This is a genomic window from Candidatus Woesearchaeota archaeon B3_Woes (assembly GCA_005222965.1).
Classification (GTDB): domain Archaea; phylum Nanobdellota; class Nanobdellia; order Woesearchaeales; family B3-WOES; genus B3-WOES.
The window spans coordinates 660189-681856 of sequence record NJBG01000001.1; the positions used below are offsets into that span (position 1 = coordinate 660189).

19 protein-coding genes are annotated in these 21668 nt (G+C 31.7%); 8 read left to right on the forward strand and 11 right to left on the reverse strand.

The window, feature by feature from the left end; genetic code table 11:
* Together CEE44_03580 and CEE44_03585 are read right to left on the reverse strand one after the other, a co-directional pair.
* Positions 1-819, reverse strand: a complete 819-nt coding sequence (locus tag CEE44_03580) for a hypothetical protein (protein TKJ17588.1) — start codon at positions 817-819, stop codon at positions 1-3.
* 1 nt (position 820) lies between these two features.
* Complete coding sequence (locus tag CEE44_03585; protein ID TKJ17589.1) at positions 821-1609, reverse strand: hypothetical protein; 789 nt, start codon at positions 1607-1609, stop codon at positions 821-823.
* A gap of 478 nt (positions 1610-2087) precedes the next feature.
* Here CEE44_03585 and CEE44_03590 point away from each other — a divergent pair, with 478 nt between their 5' ends.
* From CEE44_03590 to CEE44_03605, 4 genes are all read left to right on the forward strand, one after another.
* A complete protein-coding gene (locus tag CEE44_03590; GenBank protein ID TKJ17590.1) occupies positions 2088-2300 on the forward strand; it encodes a hypothetical protein in 213 nt (70 codons plus the stop codon).
* A complete protein-coding gene (locus CEE44_03595; protein TKJ17591.1) occupies positions 2297-4249 on the forward strand; it encodes a hypothetical protein in 1953 nt (650 codons plus the stop codon). The genes CEE44_03590 and CEE44_03595 overlap by 4 nt, the downstream gene beginning before the upstream one ends.
* Entirely contained in the window at positions 4246-10020 is a 5775-nt protein-coding gene (locus tag CEE44_03600) for a hypothetical protein (GenBank protein ID TKJ17592.1), read from the forward strand. Before CEE44_03595 ends, CEE44_03600 begins: the two co-directional genes overlap by 4 nt.
* Before the next feature lie 139 nt (positions 10021-10159).
* Positions 10160-10954 (forward strand): hypothetical protein, encoded by a 795-nt coding sequence (locus CEE44_03605; protein ID TKJ17593.1) that lies wholly within the window; start codon positions 10160-10162, stop codon positions 10952-10954.
* Here the strand turns inward: CEE44_03605 and CEE44_03610 are convergent.
* Positions 10951-11619 (reverse strand): hypothetical protein, encoded by a 669-nt coding sequence (locus CEE44_03610; protein TKJ17594.1) that lies wholly within the window; start codon positions 11617-11619, stop codon positions 10951-10953. The genes CEE44_03605 and CEE44_03610 overlap by 4 nt on opposite strands.
* A 65-nt stretch (positions 11620-11684) precedes the next feature.
* Positions 11685-12293: a hypothetical protein gene (locus tag CEE44_03615; GenBank protein TKJ17595.1), complete on the reverse strand. Its 609-nt coding sequence runs from the start codon at positions 12291-12293 to the stop codon at positions 11685-11687.
* A 134-nt stretch (positions 12294-12427) separates the two neighbouring features.
* Between CEE44_03615 and CEE44_03620 the strand changes: the two genes are divergently transcribed.
* Positions 12428-12685, forward strand: a complete 258-nt coding sequence (locus tag CEE44_03620; GenBank protein ID TKJ17596.1) for a 50S ribosomal protein L35ae — start codon at positions 12428-12430, stop codon at positions 12683-12685.
* A gap of 4 nt (positions 12686-12689) precedes the next feature.
* Here the strand turns inward: CEE44_03620 and CEE44_03625 are convergent, their stop codons facing one another.
* Positions 12690-12950, reverse strand: coding sequence for a hypothetical protein (locus CEE44_03625; protein TKJ17597.1), 261 nt, complete (start codon positions 12948-12950; stop codon positions 12690-12692).
* A gap of 297 nt (positions 12951-13247) precedes the next feature.
* Here CEE44_03625 and CEE44_03630 point away from each other — a divergent pair, with 297 nt between their 5' ends.
* A complete protein-coding gene (locus tag CEE44_03630; protein ID TKJ17598.1) occupies positions 13248-14360 on the forward strand; it encodes a hypothetical protein in 1113 nt (370 codons plus the stop codon).
* A 14-nt stretch (positions 14361-14374) separates the two neighbouring features.
* On the opposite strand, the gene CEE44_03635 is transcribed toward CEE44_03630, so the two are convergent.
* From CEE44_03635 to CEE44_03650, 4 genes are read right to left on the reverse strand one after another with little or no spacing between them, the layout of a single operon-like run.
* Positions 14375-15595 (reverse strand): hypothetical protein, encoded by a 1221-nt coding sequence (locus CEE44_03635; GenBank protein ID TKJ17599.1) that lies wholly within the window; start codon positions 15593-15595, stop codon positions 14375-14377.
* A complete protein-coding gene (locus CEE44_03640) occupies positions 15592-16815 on the reverse strand; it encodes a hypothetical protein (GenBank protein ID TKJ17600.1) in 1224 nt (407 codons plus the stop codon). The genes CEE44_03635 and CEE44_03640 overlap by 4 nt, the downstream gene beginning before the upstream one ends.
* Entirely contained in the window at positions 16812-18173 is a 1362-nt protein-coding gene (locus CEE44_03645; GenBank protein ID TKJ17601.1) for a hypothetical protein, read from the reverse strand. Before CEE44_03645 ends, CEE44_03640 begins: the two co-directional genes overlap by 4 nt.
* Positions 18174-18179: 6 nt before the next feature.
* The gene (locus CEE44_03650) at positions 18180-18863 is read right to left on the reverse strand and encodes a hypothetical protein (GenBank protein TKJ17602.1); all 684 of its coding nucleotides are present in this window, start codon (positions 18861-18863) and stop codon (positions 18180-18182) included.
* A gap of 276 nt (positions 18864-19139) precedes the next feature.
* Between CEE44_03650 and CEE44_03655 the strand changes: the two genes are divergently transcribed.
* Both CEE44_03655 and CEE44_03660 read left to right on the forward strand, forming a co-directional pair.
* Entirely contained in the window at positions 19140-19727 is a 588-nt protein-coding gene (locus tag CEE44_03655) for a hypothetical protein (protein ID TKJ17603.1), read from the forward strand.
* Positions 19705-20397, forward strand: coding sequence for a hypothetical protein (locus CEE44_03660; GenBank protein ID TKJ17604.1), 693 nt, complete (start codon positions 19705-19707; stop codon positions 20395-20397). Before CEE44_03655 ends, CEE44_03660 begins: the two co-directional genes overlap by 23 nt.
* 2 nt (positions 20398-20399) lie before the next feature.
* Here CEE44_03660 and CEE44_03665 read toward each other — a convergent pair whose 3' ends face one another.
* Complete coding sequence (locus CEE44_03665; GenBank protein ID TKJ17605.1) at positions 20400-20753, reverse strand: hypothetical protein; 354 nt, start codon at positions 20751-20753, stop codon at positions 20400-20402.
* A gap of 5 nt (positions 20754-20758) precedes the next feature.
* On the reverse strand, positions 20759-21595 hold the full coding sequence (locus CEE44_03670) for a hypothetical protein (protein ID TKJ17606.1): 837 nt from the start codon (positions 21593-21595) through the stop codon (positions 20759-20761).
* Positions 21596-21668 lie beyond the last annotated feature (73 nt).

Consider the following 21668-nt stretch of genomic DNA (forward strand, 5'->3'; position numbering starts at 1 on the left):
CTATTTTTTCAGATAATTTTTGATCTTAACATTCCCTTCAATTGGACGTAAACTTTCTCTGCCATCACGCAGATCTTCCTTAGTATAACCTAAAACCATAACTTCATCATGGTCTTGTGGGAATATATGTCTTTGTTCACTCCCAAAATTTTTAGACATATTGCAACCAATTGTTCCAAAAGCCGAATATTCCAAATTGAATCCACTTGATGAACATGAAGAAACAACTACAATATTTAAAGGTTTAGAAGCCTTGTCTGCTTTTTCAATAACACTCCCTTGAAAATTACATACTTGCCTTTCTATTTCATCAAAAGAAGCAAGTGTTTGATCTCCAGGAAACACTGCTTGTCGTAAATCCCTGTCAGAATAAGCTCCACTATATAAAGGGTCAAAAGGATAAATTCCCATTTTCACAGGATCAAAACTAATTTCTCTTCCATCTGGCAATTCCACATAATAAAGACCATCCCATCTTGGTTGAAATCTACTTAATTGGTATGTCTGTTCAGTTTCTATAGGTGGTTGTTCAGACATCTGTCCAGATAAGACAGCATTAAGGCTATCATCTGGAATAATAATTCCATTATATCCAACTTCTTCCTTAATTCTTTCTAAAGTCTGATTATGTCTTTTTAACGTACCAGTTAAAATACAATTAAGATTTTCAATACTCTTTACTAATTGAGAAAGATCACTAACAGCTACTCTACCTTCTTTAGTCAATCCAGTATCTCTTTCACCAAAGCCCTGTCTATTTTGAACAGACTCTTGATGTCTTATAAAATACAAAGTTAACAATAAATTATTCTCATCCATTTTAACAATTAAGTGCTTTTTCAATATGACTATATATTTCCTGTAAAAACCCTATATCCTGTGGAGTTAATTTATCTTCTCTTTTAGTTTCTAGATGTGTTCTCCAATTTGGAGCAGAGACTTCTCTTTCATCTAACACAGATTTAACAAAAGGAACATGATAATCTCCAACACACACAACAATTTTTCCATCATGTTTGTTTCTAAAATGTCTTATGTCAGGACCCCACAATTCAAACTCTCTTACATCTCCTAAAAATTTTTCAAAATCATAACTAAAGTGATCTAAGTCTCTTTGGTCTAATTCATTTTCTTCCCAATATTGAAGTAATCTCATATAATTTTTCAAGGTTCTCTCGACATCTAAAAAACTAAATCTTCCTCTATAAACCCCAGCAAAAGCAAGAGTAGATTCAAAAGATATATCTATTCCTTCTTGATAGCAATTTCTAACATGGACACAAGGAACAAATAGTTCAGCAATATGCTCAGGAACATACTTTAAAACAATCTCCCCAATATCTTCATCTACTCTATTCCCTGACAAATATTCAATCAGTACTTGCCCAACAGAAGCTTTAACTAATAATTCGGTTGACATAGGATGAAATTGTGCTTGAAATTCTTCTGGAGTTTCCATCATCAAAGCAGATGTATTTTCTAAAGAGGTAATTAATTCAAGCACAGAATCTTGCGGGATTTGAAATCCATGATCAATAGATCCCACTAAGACGTATCGTCCTTTTGGATCTTTTACAATATTAGGTTTATTAGTGGTTCTTTCTATCATTTTAATAATTAAGCGATTTTAATGTCACTTTATAGTGGTTATTTATTTATAAAACCTTCTATTTTATGTAATATAACTGTATATTAAACTATTATAGAATAATACGCCACCGCCCGGACTTTCGATGCAAAGCATTGAAATTTTCTTCGCTTATTCGAACCAGGATATCCTTGCGGAAACCGGCTAACCTGATATCCTATGTGGATTAACACTCAAGGCTTACGCTTCTAACCCATACGAGCTAGAATCGGCGCAGTACCAGATTGTGCCACGGTGGCATAAAGAACCTTTATTAATATTTATTTATAAATCTATTGTTATGATTTTTCTAAATACAAACCTTTATATCAACCTTAATACAAAGTATAATACCAACATTAATACAAAGAGTAATACAAACCTAAATACCAACCATTATACTATTAGACGGTAGTTATAAACTTTTATATACAACAAAAAAAGGAACTAGTATAGTTATATGGTTACCAGAAAACAGAAACTAGGTAAATCAATAGATCAGGATATTCTTAACGCTCTAAACTCCTCAAAAAACCCAATCTCAACAAGGAATTTATCAATTAAAATAAACAGAGCATGGTATTCTGTCCAAACACACTGTTTAAAATTACAATTAGAGAATAAAATCAACGGATTCAAAGTAACTAATATTAATGTATGGCAATCAAAATGAAAAAAGCTCAAATAACACCATTTATCATAATAGGAGCATTAATCCTATTATCATCTTCTCTATTCATATACTATAGAAATTTCATAGTAGTAGAGCCGGAAATCCTTCCAGAAGATGTTGTACCAATAAAAACCTACATTGAAGCCTGTCTAAAAGACACAGGAAAAGAAGCAGCAATAAAAGCAGGAATGCAGGGAGGATACATAACTCTACCAAACCAAGTAACTCTAAACAGAGCATATGTAGAACTAACACCAGGGAGCTTCATCAAAATACCCTATTGGTCCTACAATGGAATAAGCTTTATTCCTTCTATCGATGTAATGCAAAACCAACTTTCAGATTATATTAAAGACAATATAAAAAAATGCGTAAACCTAGAAGTCTTTGAAAGAGATTACAATTTAGAAGAAGAAGATGAAATTGAAGTTGAAACAATAATAGCAGAAAAGAATCTAGACATAAAGATGGTCTACAATATAATTGTAAAAAATAAAGCAACAGACGAACAAACAAGAATTTCACAATTCCACACAATAGTTAATGTAAGACTCAAAAAAACATACGAATTAGCAAAGCAAATACTGGAAGCTGAGAACTCTCAGACATATTTTGAAGACATGACAATTGATTGGATTGCTATGAACAAAGATATTCCACTAAACGGCTTGGAATTCACATGCAAAGCCAATAAATGGAGAGTAAGGGATGTAAGAAATGAATTACAGGATATGATATATTATAATGTACCTAAGGTAAGAATAAGAAATACAGATTATACAGGATTCTTAGAAGATGAAGAAGTCTATGAAAATTTACAAAAATACACAATGGAAGACATCTATCAAGGAGGAAGACCAAGACAAAAAGCACCAGAAGATGCTTATGATTATTCACACTACTTACTTGATGTAAGAACAAGACCAACAGATCTAAGAGCAGGATTCTTATACAGTCCAACTTGGGGAATGGACATGACAGTCAGACCAAGCGAAGGAGGCATTATGAGGTCAACAAAACAAAGCGCATCTGAACAATTTTTAAGTTTCTTATGCATAAACACACACCATTTTACATACGATGTAACATATCCAATTGAAGTTATGGTAAGAGATGATAAATCATTCAATAACCAAGGTTATGTCTTTAGATTCGCTTTCCCTGTTATGATAAATCATAATGAGCCAGACAAAGCAGGCTTCATAAATCCATTATATGTTATGGCAGGAGGAGACTTTATTGGAGAGTGTGAAGACCTAACAGGACCAACTTATGATATTAGAGCATTAGGATTAGATGAGTATGGGATAAGTAATATGGAATTAAAAGATGTCAACATAAGCTACAACTGCTTTAGATTTACATGCAATCTTGGAACAACAAAAGCAGACCAAGGAGCATATAGACTAAGAACACAACTACCAAGCTCTTGTGCAAATGGTTTTATTAAAGCAGAAAAACCAGGTTACTTAGAAGATCAACAACAAGTTTTAGATTCTACAGATATTGATGTAGATCTAAGAAAACTAAAAACATTCAGATTTGAAGTTGTAAAAAACGATTATAATTATGGAAACATAGGAGATGATGAAATAATAGAAAAACCATACTCAACAATCATTGAACTTCAAAGTTATGATGATCCAGACCTAGTTTTCTACAGAAAATATCCACTAGAAAACAACCCATCAACAATAGATCTAATAGAGCAAAACAGCAAATACAAAGTAGACATAATGCTGTTTGATGAAGAAGATAGAATATTTATTGGTGGATATAAAGGAAACTGGAGTCTAGATTATAGAGACATAGCAGATAACAAAAGAATTGTTTTCCATGTCATAAACTACTTACCTAAGCCGCTAAACAAAGAACAAGAATCAGAAATGATAAAGTTTTTAGAAGAAGATAACACATATAAACAAACACTAAAACCAGAACTAGAATGAAAAAAGAGGTATCACAACTAGCAGCATTGTTTTGTATAGAACTAATACTGTTCTTGCCATTTTATGTTGCAGATGTTTACGCAGATAAACCAGTCTTAAGCAATATCCAAGCCTCAACAACACACAATTCATTAAATGTAACATGGCAGACAGATGTTCTTTCTAACTCAATAGTTGATTATGGAAGAGACAGCTATATTGAATTAACAAAACAAAGCCAACAGACAACAACAAACCATTCAATAATAATATCTCCTTTACGAACAAATCAAGATTATTATTATAGAATTGAATCCTGTACAGGAGATGGTTGTGACGCTTCTACAGTCACTAAAATCAAAACACAACCAGCACCAGCACCAGAAAAAATACAAGATATAACAAGCAAAGATATAACACCAAGAAGCATAGAAATAACATGGCAGCAATCACTATCTCCATATTTCCAAAGCTACTTGATATATAGAAATGGAGAATTTGTAACAAATATATCATCTAAAACACAAGTAACATATTTAGATACAGGATTAGATGGTTCAACAAGATATATGTATGAAGTTAGTGCTATAAATAAAGATTTTGTTGAAGGAGAATTATCAGATAAATTATACGGAACAACACTAACTCCAGACACAACACCGCCCACAATACAAAACGTATCAATATCCTCAATTTCACTAGATTCAGTCACAATAGAATTTATAACAAATGAAGATGCAAACTCAACAATAGTTTATGGAATTGCAAGCTTTGATCAAATAAAATCATCCCAAGATCACACTCAAACACATTCAGTAACACTAACTAACCTGCAAAACGACACAACATACCAATACAAAATAATTGCATGTGATTTAGATGGAAACTGTGCTGAAAAATCAGATAATGATGCTTTTACCCCAACTGAAATTATAGAATTAAACATAGAATTAAATGTTCCTACTATATCTAACAAAGCAGTCATTCCTGTTTCTGGAACAGTAACACCTCATACAAAAGTAAGATTCTTTGCAAATAACATCTACAAAGGTTTAATAGGAATGGTAAGAAACCAGGATGGCGAAATTCAGTTTGATGTACCTGGTTTTTCATCTGGAAACAATACATTAAAAGTTATTATTGAAGATTCTATTGGCAATACAAAAGAACAAACATACAATATATATGTAGACCTAGCACCACCTATATTAGATATACCAGATCTACCAATTCAAACATCAAACCCAACTCTAATCATAGAAGGCTCTTCAAGCGAATTAGTCGATATTGATATCTACATCTCATTATCACAAGCAAAAGACACAACACCTCCTGGAAAAATATCAAACCTCCATGTTGACGAAGCAAAAGAAAACAGCATTTTACTAGCATGGACAGATGTAGAAGATGAAGACTTTAATGAATATATTATCTACAGAGATGATATACCAATCGGAACAACAGTCACATCCCCTTATCTGGATGATTACTTGGTTAGTTCTGGTAAAACATATTCATATTCAATTGTTGCTGTTGATACAAGCTGTAATATTGGACAAAAAGTATACATAAACCAAAAAACAATAGAAGGTGGTCTTGTATACGATGAAGATGTTGAACCAGAAAACATAGAATGTATGACAGGAGAGCAATCACCAGCATACTCTCTTCAGCAACAATATCCTGGTTTTAGAGAAGAAATAACATTAAGGCAGGGTATAAATGAAATAGTTATTGAAGCAATCGATAGAGCAGGAAATTCTATTCAAAAGATTCATAGAATCTACCACGATTCAGAACCACCTGAAATTCTTGATACAAATATTGACAGCATAACTCCAAGTTATGTAAGAGATATTACAATAACAGGAACAGTAAGTGAAGAAACATATGTCTGTATTTATGTTAATAGCGAAATTGATGTTAAAACATATAGGGAAGAAGAGGTAGATGAAAGTGCTGAGGATATTTTTGGAGAATCTAAATACTGTGCAAGCACAGAAAATGGAACTTTTTCTATCGATATAGAATTAAGAAGAGATCCTGATTATGCTTATGACATAGAATCTCCAACATATCAGACACGATCAATGCTGATAAGAACAGGCACAGCATGGAGAAACAACATAAAGATAGTTGCAACAGATAAAGTTGGATTAAGAAATGATCCAGGACAAGGAGATGAAATATTATACTCTTTATGCGGTGGTGGAGGAGATTGGGGAATAATTGTAGATGATGTCATGCCAGCTGAAATAACACCAAGACATCTTTTAGAAGGAATGGCTCAAATAAGCTTTAGTGTTGACTTGATATGGAGAGGTTCAGGACCAAAACCAGCAATAGCAGATATTGACATAAGAGAAGGATATCCTATGGATATGAGTGCAGATCTTGAAAAAACATTTGACGACTGGGTTTCGCAGATATATGATGATGCATGGTCTGATGAATTTGATAAAGGATATGTTTTAATTGATCTTAAAGCACAAGACCCAGATCCTAGCGATGAAATGACAACATATGAAAAAGAGAAAAATTTATCTCAGCATAATCAAGGACAATGCTTCAATGTTCCTTTTACTGATACAAGTTACTTAGAAAAAGCAGGTTGTGTAAGAATCCCTCTGACTTTTATGATAGATTATGAACAAAAAAGAAAAGTAAGAATTAGAGATGAATTTAGAGAAAGACAAGAAACACACACACAAAAAGAATGTATGGATGTAGAAGTCTTAATACAGCCAAGAATTCCTCCTGATATGATTCCAAATGCTTTTTTAGAAAGTTCAGTTGATTTCCTTAATGCAACAATCGAAGGTATTGATGCTGTTTTAGGTCCAGTTGAAACAGCACTTAAACTAACCACTTTAGGTTGTTTTGGTATGTGGGCAGGGTTCTATGTTAAAAAGGCCTCAGAAGGATTTGCTTGTTTAGGAGATGTTAATGTTAAAGACTGTCAATGTACTATTAAAGAAGGTGGATTAACTTGCACTGATGATGTAGATAAAGGAGGAGAAGGAAAATGTAATACATGTTTAACTTCAAAAATAAGTACTAAAACATTTGAACAATATATGCACTGGACATGTGATAGAGTATTATGCCCAGCAGTTCCAAGCTATGAAACTTATATAAAACAAAATAAGGATAATCCTAACTCAAATTGCGAAGGTGTTCCACAAGCAGATTATAAAAAGGATCTACCTGGAGAAGATAAAAGATGTAAAAACGCACCAAAAGGGTTAGTTGGTAAAGATGGAAAACCAATTCAATCAGACTCATTATGTTGTGACAATGAATATATGCAGGAATGGGATGCTGGTGCTATAATGATGAATGAATTAAAAGAATCTGAAAGACTTGTAAATTCAACAAAAGACACATCATTCAGTGAAGCATGGAGGGGTATATCTGATTTTAAACTTTGCAAACCAGGCGAAAACGAACAAAGACAGATAAATTTTGGTAATGATGGATGGTATATCCTTGAACCCAATCCAAAATACGATTCTAAGAAAGATGTAGATCAACAAACAGACTTTAAAACACTTGTTTGGGAAGGAATACCTAAACAGGAACGTAGAGTCTCTTTGACAGATAGTCGTGTTTTAAGTGATAACCTATCTTTAACTAAAGGAATAAGTTTAACTGATGTTCAAAACACAAATAGCATCATAAGGTTTGAAAGATGTAATAAATATAATGTTGATGAAAGTTATAAATACAAACAAGCTTATTGGCCATCTTTTGAAACAGAAGTTTCATTAGAATCATTAACATCTTTCGTACCTGTCCAAACATTAGAAGGGTTTGAAAAAGAAAATTTACCACAAAACTATAAAATAAGTGGAACTTCAAAAACTATTACAAGTAATGGTGAAGAAATAAAAGTTCAAAAAATTCAAGATTCAAGTGGACAAAAGCATTGGTACAAAGAAGATACTTTTAATTATATTGAACCATCAACAATAAAAGAAGAAGATAGGATTCCTATTAAAACACCAAGAACATCTACTAAGTCTAAAAAGATTTTCGTACCAGAACAAATAGTTAGAGAAGCTTGCTCAGGATTTTCAGATGAATATATAATTAATCCACCAGATAGTATTTTCAGAAGTGTACAAAGTGTATGCTTATCTGGAACATATTCTTATCTAAAGATGTACAAGAAAATACTCGGATTAATAAACAATTGTTTCCAGACAATACTAATTACAGGAGATGGTTCTAGTGGGGTCTGTCAAGCCACACTAAGTTATTATGTTTGCGACTTTGTCTATGGTTTATTTTCATGCTTTAAAGGATACTCTGGATTTGGAACAGAGAGAGGAAGCGGCAACCTAGGATTCTTCAAAGGCATTGTAGGAAGTGGTGCAGAAGTTCAACAAACCATCCAAAACCGTTATGGAGATACTAATCTGTTTAATGTTATGTTTGTTGACAAAAAAATCCTACATTCAGCATGTATGGGTTTCTTTGGAGCAGACACAGACATTGACATTATGTCAATGGCAGAACAGGCAATTGAAATGCCTGTCAAAAGCACAGTAGCGCTTATGCCAGCTAACAGAAGATTTGTTGGTTACAACCCAATAGATGGCATCACAAATCATGTCTATCATCTCGGATTAATGATAGTTTCAGGATCAGATGATATGAGATATGAAGTTGATTTAGTATGCTCAACAGACAACTCATGTGACTCAAGATATTTTGAAAATGGAAGATGTGATTGTGCATATAGTGGTGAAGAAATCACAAAAGATGTTACAAACGCTTTCGGCGGAAACGGAAGACTAGATCAATCAGAAATCCTTAATGAAGAAGCATATGTTTCAGTAAGTTATGATATGTATGATTCAAAAGTAAGGTATGACAAAGCAAGAGTTACATACGATTATTTAAATAATAAAGGACAAATTCAACAAGAAACAGTCGAAAGAGAATTAAGCCAGATTGGTGGAGAACCATTTGCACACTGTTCATTCGATATCCTAACTGGAACATACAGATGTAGTGTATTTGAAGAACCAACAACAGCCTGTATTAAAGATAGTCCGGACTTAAAGGTAAATAGTAGAATAATTAAAGAAGGAGAAGAACTACAGTATGATGCAGATAAAGAACTTAAGTTTTCATTTGAAGCAAAGAAAGAAAGCAAATCAGGAAGAGAAGATTCAAGAAACTTCTTTGCAGTCTTAGAAATAAAAGATGGAGATAATGTCATATTTACTGCTGAACAAATAATTGATGATACAACATCAAAAACCTACACTTTTAGACAAATTGAAATAAAAGATAGTTGGTTTAGTGGAGAAAGTTCTTATAATTGTTTTATCGAGCCTAAAGACGTCCAAAGTATTGGCATTGATGTATTAGATTGTGATACTGATGGGAGAATATCATGTAGAGAGGATAATGGACAATATATATTTACAATTGAAGAAGGAACTTATGAAGGTTCTTTTGCTCAAAGCAACCCACCCGTATCATATGATTGTATATTTAGTCAAGAAGGCAAACAAAATTGTGAAAGTTTTTATCTTGAGGTTAAAAATTTAGCTAACATCAAGTGTAATAATCCTATCCATGTTGATAGAAGAATTTCAACAAGCACTACATCAACAGCAACATTAAAAGAACTATATTATACTTTAACAATCTACAGACCTCAAACAGAAAACGAAAGAGCAAAATCAAAAACAGTTGCTAAATGTGATGGTGTAAAACAAATAGAAGAAGGCAGCTTTAAAATCAATAACACAAAAATAGGAGCACAAGACGAATAAAACATAGTTAAGAAGAATGATATTATGGGTTAAACAAGAAATTTCATTCCCTCCAAAAATGATTGTAAGAGGAAATTATATATTCTTTGCTTTTGGTAATGATGGGATGAAACAATTGTAAATTGGCTATCTTAAAAAAATGAACCAAACAAAACTCCAAACAAACAACCTAAAACAATCATTTGAACTACTTACAAAATCTCCTTTTTACTTGGCCATTCCAATCCTACTAGATTTAATATTCTTATTTTTAGTAGGATTTATTGGAAGCATCTTCACGACAAAAGCAATTCCATACCTGCAAAACCTTGCAACAATCCAATCAACACCAGCAGCAGATACTTCTGCTATGATTGCACAACAAACTCAACTAGCATCAGCTCTAACTCATATAGTCTTAATTTTACTGCAGATCGTTTTAGTTGTTTTTATCCTATGGACAATCTTCCAGGGAATAAATTGGTTTTTGGCAACTAAATGTGTTAAAAAGAAAGTAAACATAAAAAAATATTCTCTAAATTTCCTAACACTAAATATAATATGGATAATATTAATAGCTATTCTTGCAAAATTCTTTTTTGAAATAACTCTAAAAAACCTATTAACATCAACTCCAATTGTTAGTCAATCTTTAGTAAACGCAATTGGAATTATAATATCAATAATCCTATTGTATTTCTTATTCATAGGCTACTCAATCTCCTATAAATACAAATTAAAGGAGTTCCTAAAAAATATATTCAAAATAGGGATTAAAGATTTCAAAATAATAATAGCGTATTTAATAATAGTTGTCTCATTTTGGATAGCTAAGTTTATAGTTCAGTTATTCTCACTAAGTTTTGCATCAACAATAATAGCAGGAATAATCATTCTAATGCCTTTGATAACTTTTTATAGAATATATCTTATAAAAACAATAGAAAAAAATTAATCAGCTTTCTTATACTTCTTCTTTGCTTCTTTTTTCTTCAAATGTACTGGTTCAGGTAATCCTTGTGCTTGGTAAAAATTCTTTATGCTTTTATGTGTTAATGCATCTCCTCCTGATTTATAAGCACCATGTAAATATAATATATCTTCTACTCTCATCTTACTAGCATCAACAATATCTTCAATATCCATATGCTTAACAAAATCTGCAGCATCTTCATCTTTTAAATGTGCTCCTGCTGATGTATTAAGCTGTTTTGCAACCTCTTTTACCAATTCATCTCTCATACCCTCGTGACTCTTAACTGTATAATTCTTACCATATGTTTGTAAATTTTTTTCAAGTTGTGTTTTAGTAACACCAGAATAAGCCTTTAATAATTGATCAACTTGCATTCTATCTTCAGGATTAATATTCATACCAAAATATTCATTAGCTCTCTGGATATAATGACCAACCATCTGATCAACAAACTTCTTTTGTATATCACCTTTTTCTAAACGATCATAATGTACAATCCCTTTTTCATCTCTTAATACAGCATCTGCAGCAATAGTATAAGCCTCAGTATGAGATAAGGTAGTTGTATCAAGAATTTCTTTTGCTTTTTTCTTTAAAGCTTCATACTTTTTAACAGATTTAGGAGTATTATCATCTTTAGGCATTTATATCACTTACAAGAGGAAAAACTACTATTCAATATAAATGTTTTGTTTTTAAAAAAGAAAATTTACTTAGCTAATTTAGCATAAGGTTGATTTTCAACGAATTGAGGAGTTACTACTCCTTTATCTCCTAAATATTCCTCTAATAATTTAGACATATCTAAAACATTTGTTAGCATGTTCACATCAATAAGTTCAATAGCAGGAAGATTTACTGGATCTTCTTTTAAATAATTCACAATATTCTGTCCATCATATTCAGTTAAACCATTCATTATTGCACTATTCATTAAACTTTGTTTAATAGGTTTAAATTGCTCATCAACTACCTTTTCAAAAATTTTTAATTCCAAATCGCTTCCTGTCTGCTTCACAAAATTATAGAAACTTGCTGCATCAAATCCACAATACATTTTCCAAAGTTGATCCTGTTTTATCACATCAGTTGTTGTAGCACCATAATCTCTATTGATTGCAGTATTTATCGATTTACCAAAAGCATCTTCAAAAGCATCTCTATTAACCTCTTCTTCTAATATAGAATAATCAACAGAACCATCTGTCCCTCTAATTGAATTTGCAGCAGCAATAAAAGCTTCTCTTACAGCTAACTCTTGCGTATCTACCTTTATTTTTGCACTTTCCCTTAATTCTAAATATTCTTCAACTGGCATAATATTACCTACTATAAACTATGTTACTATTATATAGTAATAAATAATATATAAACCTTTCGGTTTCTAAGAATATACCCAAATAACCTCTTGAAACGATAGCTTTTTAAATACCCCAAATTTCCACTCATATCATGAAAGGAACAATTGTTAATTTCAGACTAAGCAGACATGTACAAAAAAACAATCACATGATTATTAATGTAGAAGGCGTTTCTTCAAGAGAAAAAGCAGAGCCTTTAGTTGGAAAAGAAGTCATATGGAAAAGTCCTGCTGACAAGGAAATCAAAGGAAAAGTAGCAAGCCCCCACGGCAACAAAGGAAATATCAGAGTAATATTTGAAAGAGGAATGCCAGGACAAAGCCTAGCTACTAAAGTAGAAATAAAGTAGAATTCTATTTATTTAGTTTACGAATAGCTATCTGAACACTTCTTTTAGCCTTGTACAAGTTTCCTCTGACATTTCTAACGCCTTCTTGTTTACTAACTTCTCTAGCTTTTTCACCTAAATTACTTAAGTGATTGGAAATCACACCCAAATTAGCAGAAAGATTTTTAGTTAAAGGACCACCTTTAGAAACAACACTTTTTTTAATAGGTTGCTGAGGAGCTAATTCTTTTTTCTTTCTCCGAAATAACCATCCAAAAATTCCCATTTTAACAAACCGGAATCTTAAAAGGTATAATGCCTTTTGTTCCTAAATACACTAAAACCAATGCAATTATAATACCCAATACAAACCCTATAAAGAAAAACTTAAGTTCAATAAAACCTAGTTGTGCTCTTTTATTTTTAAAAAGTTTCATTAGTATCACCTGTTTTTTTTATTAATACTTAAATTAACTCTTTTCTATATAAATATTTCGGAAATTTGTTTTCACTTCACCATAATAGAAATATTTATATAATAAACATAATATTATTAAAGATAATTGAACATAAGGTGCTTTAGATGAAAAAAAAGGGACTATTCATTGTAATTCTTTGCTTATTATCTTTATTCTCTATCACTGCTTGTGATCCAAATGAATCATTAGGTCAAGATGGAGATCTTTTTTTAACCATAAAAAATAGTGATTTAATTCAAGGTTTATTTGGGGCAAGCGATGGAACTACAAGTTTAGCCGATGACATTATAATGATGAGATTGCTATTTGCAATATTAATATTTGCAGCACTATATGGCGCTTCTCAACTTCCTCCTATTGGAAACATGGCAAAAAATCCAAGAATAGTTATTTCTATTGTCATATCAATAATATCTGTTATTGCAATACCAGGGGACTTACTTAAAATAGCAGCTCAAACTTATGGGGGATTTATCTTATTTGTATTATTGGCAGTTCCTATTGGTTTTGGAGCATATTTAATATTAGGAGTATTTACACAACCAACAAAAGCCCATTTTGGAATTAGATTTTTTATCTCTATGCTTTTATGGGGTTTAGTATACAAAATTTCTGATGGAGCAATAATATCCGGTGGAGCTGAAGGTGTTTGGGGTGTTATTGGTTCTATAGCATCCTTTGCTACATGGATTTTTGCTATTATGACATTTTACTTTTTTATCCGTATGTTTTCTGCTGGATCTGCAGTAGAAGGAAAAACATCAGAATTACCAGAAGGCACTAAAGAAACCGGAAGAAAAGTCGCATCATGGTGGAGAAGAAGGGGGGGTCCAGAATTTAATCAAATAACAGGACTAATTGGCAATCTACACAAAGCAGTTTCTACAAAAAACAAAGGAGCACTAGCAACAGCAGTTAAAAAAATCAAAACAATAGAAACAAGAACAAAAAACCTCGAAACCTGGAGTTATAGTAAAGTAAAAGGTCTTGATTCTTCTATAAGAGACGATGCACTTACTAAAATCCAAGAAGCAACAGCAGCCCACAGGGATATAGCTGAAAAATTAAGAGGTATTAAAGCCAAAATTCCTTCTGAGGAAAAGACAGAAATTACAGATGATGTTTGGGATGAAATAGACAAAGCTGTAAAAGATATAGACGATAAATCAAAAGTTGCAAGAGCTAAAGAACTAGAATTTTTAGACCAACTAAAATAATTCTTTTTTTCTTTTTACTCATATCTTAAAGCATCTACAGGTTTTAGTTTCGAAGCCTGTATAGATGGAATTAAACCAGAGCCTGCTCCAACTAAAAATGCAAATAACAAACAGCCAATAATAAGCCACAAAGGAAAAGCCGGTCTTAACATTGAAAGACCATATGAAGCTGCTATAAACCCACCACCTTTAGCAATCAAATAACCAAGGAAAACACCAACAATACCACCAATTAATCCAAGCAAGCCGGATTCTATCACAAATATTAATAATATAAATCTATTACGAGCACCAATTGATTTCATAACACCTATTTCCTGCGTTCTTTCTAAAATTGAAGCATACATTGTATTTGCTATATTAACAGCAGCAACAACTACAGATATTAAAGCAATTAAAACCAAAACACCATTTAGTATACCAATTATATTTGTGAATATTTCCATCATATCTTCAAACGTCTGTACAGTAAAATCTTCTTCCCCTTCCTTTTGACCACGGTGTTTTCTGAACTTTTCCTTTACTATTTCAGCTACGTAAGAAGGATTTTGATCAGGAGAGACCCTTATGTAAACATACTCATAATCCTCTATCTCAAATATTTCTGTAAACCCTTCTTGTGAAATATAGAACTGAGCATCATCTGTCGGGCTTCCTATTTCCTCGTAAAATCCAACAACCTCAACTTTAACATCATTTATTTCAACCTTATCTCCTACAGAAATAGGTTTCTTAAACATCTTGTTCGGAACACTATTGCTATAACCTGCAGTAGCTTTTAAGACATCCCCTTTTTTTAGAATTCTGCCCTCTGTAATTTCTATTCCTCCAAACATTTCTTCTACTAATTTTTTTTCGCTGCTTTCAGTAGATAAACCAATAACAAAAGGATATTTTTCTTTGAAATCTTTGAATTTTATTTTGCCTGAAGTAATCAACATTCCGGTTATTTCATCAACACCTTTTATTTTTCTAAGAAAATCAATATCATCTTCTGTAAATAAGATGTTGCTTGTTCCAGGGGCATTAGTAATGCCTCCGCCAGGCATTAAAAATATTTTATCTGTCCCCATCTCCTCCCCAAATTGATTCATATAACTATTAATTCCCTGGCCAAAACTAATCAAAGCAAAGATTGCTGTAATACCAATTAGAATAGATAAAATTGTAAGAAAACTTCTAAGTTTTCTATGCCATAAGTTTGATATTGAATATTTTAAAATGTCTTCTATCATTTTATATGTCTCAAAGCATCTACTGGATTTAATTTTGAAGCTTGGATAGCTGGAAGTGTTCCAAAAAATGAACCAAGTATAAACGAAAATAAGATAGATCCTATAATAAGTTCAGGAGTGATGTGCGCAGATATAAGGCCGGATCCTAAAAATAATTTACCTACAAACACAAGACCAGTTGCTAATAAAAAACCCAATACAGCGCCAATTACCCCCCCAACTGACCCTAAAAAACCAGATTCAATAAAAAACAACAAAAATACACTTGAATTTCTTGCACCAATTGACTTCATTATGCCTATTTCTTTGGTTCTTTCAACAACAGATGTGTACATAGTGTTCATTATTCCAATACCCCCTACCAACAGAGAGATGCCGGCAATAATATAGATGAATATCTGTATTCCAAGCAATACATTATTCACATTTTCCAGTACAGAGGCAGGACTTTCAACAGAAAAATCTTCTTCACCCTCTTTTACATCTCTTATTTTTCTTAATTTTTTTTCAATATCATTTTGTATTTTTGTAACATCAGCACCCTCATCAAACCTCACCGCCATTATATCATAATCATCCCCTTCTCTATCAACTAATTCCCTGAGATCATCTTCATTTACAAAAACAGCACCATCCAGCTGAATATTTCCTTTTTTTTCTAAAATTCCAATTACTTTAAATTCTATATCCAGCAATTCAACTTTTGATCCAGGTAATATTGGTTTTTCAAATCCATTATCTTCTTCCATAAAATTTGCCCCTAAAAAAACAACACCCTTGTCACCATCTTTTAGGAGCCTTCCTTTTTGAGCTTCCATATTCATTAGATGTTCCATTACTTTTCTTTCTTCTCCATCAGGCATGCTTGCAGCAAACCCAAAACCAACCATATTATTGAAAACCAATTTTCCTGATTCAATAATCCTTCCAGCAGCACCTTCTACTCCTTGTACGCCTTTTATTGCATTTAATTCCTTATCTGTTAATGGATCTACAACTCCTGTCCCAGGTGGGCCAAAACCTCCTGAAGCAGTTACACTTAAGAGATCTGTTCCTAAAAACCCAAATTGAGAATTTATTGCGTGTCTTAATCCCTCCCCTAATCCAATCAAAGATACTAATGAAGCTATTCCTATGAATATTCCGATCATAGTCAACCATGATCTCAGCTTTCTTTTTTTTAAATTATTAATAGAAAAAATAAAAAAATCTTTTATCATCGTTTAAGTTTTTCCTTGACTATTTCTTTAATTCTAGAAACAATCTTTGGATCTTTTTTGCCTTTCTTCTTCCTTCTATAATACCAAACTCCCCCAGCAATCAATAAGAAGAGTATGAATTTACCAAAAAAACCATTACTCTCTTTTAAACCATATTTCTTAGCTTCTGAAGAAGAGTATAGTTTCATATTAAGGATTACATCTTTCTTAAAGACCTTATTATTAGCATCCCTGTAATCTAATCTTAGAGGAAGTTGAACCATTCTATCTCTTGTTCTTTTTACATAAAGGTTAAAATCTACACTTTCATAGTCGTCAGAATCAATATTCCCTACATATACAGCAGCTGGCGAAATAATATCATATTTTTCACTCTGCATCAACTCCACATACAAAAACTTAATATCAGACGAACCCTTATTTGTAAATTTTAAAGATACAACACCAACTTCACCTGCTGAAACTATCTCAGAACTATCTATTGATGTAACCAAATCTGGCCGTTCTCCTATAATAAGGCTTGTATAATAAGTTTTTGTATAATTTGTACCTAACCCATCAGAATATTCTATCACCAAAGGCAATTTATATACTTTTGAGCTTGCATCTGCATCTGCAATAAGCTTAAAACTTATATCTTTTGATTCATGTGCACCAATGTTCTCTATAAATTTCTCATTTGTAGAACCAATTGGAGTAAATGGAAGCTCATCTGTGATTACTGAAGTTGTTGTTGTTGTTTTTGTTAAAATCCCTAAATTAACTCTAACATCTTTTAGCAAAGAATCTGCCATATTCTCTAAGTTAACAGTTAAGGTAATTGTTGACCCTGGCGTAACCTCTTCTGGATCTGATTCAACAGATTCAACATTTAGTACTGCATCATGGGTCTGAATCCTTACATCAAATTCAACCTGCACCCATGTGAAACCACCATCATTAGTATACTTTAATTTTATAGGATTATCCCCTTCCACAGCATCTTTATCAACTCTTAATTTGTAGTACAGCATAAAGGCTTCTTCCCCAACCTGGCTCATATGCATCTCTCCTGCTTTCCTTATAGCAGACATCCCTCTGTCTAATGTAAAAGGATATGTAGGAACTAACTCAAACATAACATCATTAGCATAATCAGCTCCAATATTCTCTACTTTAAACCTCAACTCCACATAACCCCCCGGCTCTGCAGGATCAGGATTCTGATTCACCAAATAATTATCAACTTCATTAATATCCCAATTTGCTGTATGTCTTATCTCTATAGAATCCCCTCTTGGCACAATCTCAACACCAGCTACAAAACTGCTAATTAAAACAAAAATTACAATTAATATCCCAATTTTTTTTATTTCCATTTTTTATCACCTTTTTCTTTTAACAATCTTACCATCTCTTAAAAACTTAATTCTATGGGCTTTTCCAGCCACATTACGATCATGAGTAACCATAATTATTGTTTTACCCTCTTTATTTAAATCAGCTAAAAAATTAATAACACTCAAACCGGTTTTTGTATCAAGATTCCCAGTAGGCTCATCAGCAAGAATAACTTCAGGATCATTGCATAATGACCTTGCTATAGCAACCCTCTGTTGTTGGCCTCCAGACAACTCTGTTGGCTTATGATGAATTCTATCTCCTAATTCCATCATATTAAGTAATTTTTCTGCTTTCTCAATTCTTTTCTTCCTTTCAACATTCTGAAATATCATTGGCAGCATGACATTTTCAAGAGCAGAAAGGGTTGGCAGCAAATTAAACTGTTGAAAAATAAATCCAATCTTTTTGCCTCTTATCCCGGCCAAATTTGATTCACTTAAATGAGAAATATCCTTTCCATCCAAAAATATACGGCCTTTAGTAGGTATATCCAAACAACCAACCATATTCATAGCAGTTGACTTGCCAGAACCAGAAGGACCTTCAATTGCAACAAACTCCCCTCTTTTTATATCTAAATTAATTCCCTGCAATGCATTTACCTTGACATCTCCCATCTCATAAATCTTCCACACATTATCAAGTTTTATTATTATATCTTTCATTTTGATTTTTTGATAATAATCTCTCCTTTGTTATTAATAGAAAATTCTAAACAATCCCCTTTTTTCCAACCCTTAGCCAAAGTAATCCCCATAGGAACAGTTATCATAAATTGTTTCTTGTTTGGAAACTGTAGAATAGATTTGTTTGAAGACATTTTATTATATATTTTATTATATATATTTTTAATATAATTAATAAAAAAATATATATTTACTAGTATATATACCTTTTGGTTTTTCCAAAAAGAATATAAACCATAAAATTTTCACACTAACATGAGAAGACACGAACACAAAAGAGAAAAAAAGAAAAGACTCTATATGAGCCTGTTTATAGTTATGATTATGACACTAAGTGTTTTAGGTTATATGATTGGTAGTGGTTATGAAGACCAAACAAAATTTGAATATAATGATTTTAAATTCAACCAAATAACAAACAGATGGAAAACAAAAATAAATAACTATGATGTTATATTTGATTATTCTCCTTTGCAGGTTGAACATATTAATATAACTCCAAATATTATTGAAAGAATAAAAAACAGCCCGCAAATAGACACAACATCAAATATTAACAGCTCATTCAAAGAAGCAATAGCTCTAGCTCAATACAATCTTGCACAACTTTTAGCACTTAATAACAATTTTTTAAGAGGAGGATTTACAACAGAGAACGAATTCAACACATCTATCATAACATGTGAAGGCGCCACACAATATATTCCTGTTTTATTATTTGAAAAATCAAACCAAACAAAAATCTATGAAGAAAATAATTGTATTATTATTAAAGCAAGATCAGAACAAGATGTTATAGCTCTAAAAGATAGACTAGCATATGGGGTATTTGGAATTATCTAAAATGGAAAAAGAAGAACAAAAAGAAACCAAAAAAAACAAATCATTACTATACTCAATAATCACGATTGTATCATTTGTAGTAATTCTTGGTTTAGTATTAATAGGTATAAAGTTATTTGGTCCAGACGATATTAACGACATTACAGAAGAAATTATTGAAAAAGGCAATACAGAACACGGATATATGTATAATGGATTTGTATTTATCTACCAAGACAATTTATGGCACACAAAATGGCAAAGAGGAGATGTACTATACAATGCACATTTCCATTACGGACCTCTAGATGTAATAGATGTTCCTGTTATAGGGCATTTAAACACAGAGTTAGACACAACCAAATTCTATGTAACTTTCGATCCTCTAGAAAAAAACATAAGTTTAATCGGACTAGGAGCAGCAGAACTAGGATTAAGCCTAGTTAAAGTTATGGGAGTAAAAATAACACCAGCATGTTATAGAAATATAACAAAAGGATGCTATAAAAGACCAATAATAACATGTGATAATACAGATGAAGGAGTAATATTCATCAAAAGCGATGAAATAACAAAAGTAACACTAAAAGATAACTGTATCACACTCCAGGGTAAAGGGGATAATCTTCTTAAAGCTGTTGATAAAGTGTTATTTAATTTATATGGAATTGTAGAACACGAACAGGATTAAAACTAAATCTCTTTTACACCTTGTTTTGTCAAAGCAACCATCCTTATTCCTAATCCAAGCTTTAACAAAGCACACAAAACAGCCATATGCTGTTTTCCATCACCAGAAATCATGTTTAAAGCCACTTCTGTATCATTTATCTGACCATCTAATTTTGATTTTATCTCTTCAACCAATTCAGAAAGAAATTTATTAGGATTAATCAAAATAATCTTAACATTTTTATTATCAAACAAATCCTTAACCTTTTTATCAGTTATCAAAAAAACTTTATCCCACTCTTTCCCTTCTATAATCTTAGCTACATGAAGTACTGTTCCTTTTTCATCTCCAAGACAAGCAACCAATGAAGTCATATTTTCTAAGATTTATGTATTATATAAAAAACTTCGTTTTCCAAATTAAATCTATCAAATTCTAGATTAATCCTATTCAACATTTTTTCTATCCATCCCCTATAAGGATATCTCATTCTCCTGCCTGAAATTGTTTTTGTAGAAAAACTAACAATTATATATTTACAATCTAATGATTTAATAATCTCTTCACTTAATTTATGCCCTTTTTCTTCTAAAGGGTCAAGAAATTTAAACATAAAACAAACATCAGCTTTAGGAAGTTTTCTAAAAGAATTCTTTAAATTACCAACATACACTTTCCCTTTTAATTTAGAATATTGTTTCATTAAAATAAAATATTTATTTAAAAAATCACAATCTTCTCTATCAATATCATAAGCAGAATAACTTAACTCATCTAAACCCATATAAGGATAAGATACAGGATTTAATCCACAACCCAAATCTAATATCTTTTTTGGATTTCCAGTTATCTTAAAAATATCTTTATACAATTTTTTATAATCTTTTAATCTTTCACTAGAAGAAACAGAACCAGACAAAATCTTATCATGAGTTTTATAATCATCTTTACCTTTAATCTCCTTTAGAAAAGCTTTTCTTTTATCTTTTGATTTTGTCTGAAAAGAGCCATAAACCAAATGCAATTTAGCTCTGATAGATTTTACAATTCCTTTAAATTTATCAGATTTCTCATGATCCAAAAACCTAACAGATTTAGGATTAATTCTGAAATACCTTAAAATCTCTTCTCTAATCAATTCTTTAGAAATAAACCCATACTTCTTATTCTTTTTAACAGAACCCACAAGATTTTCTATCTGTTTTTTAGACAACATAATAAAATCTAATACATATTTATTAATAAATCTTCGCTTAATAGTTCAGGCTGTCCTATAATAAAAAACCTGA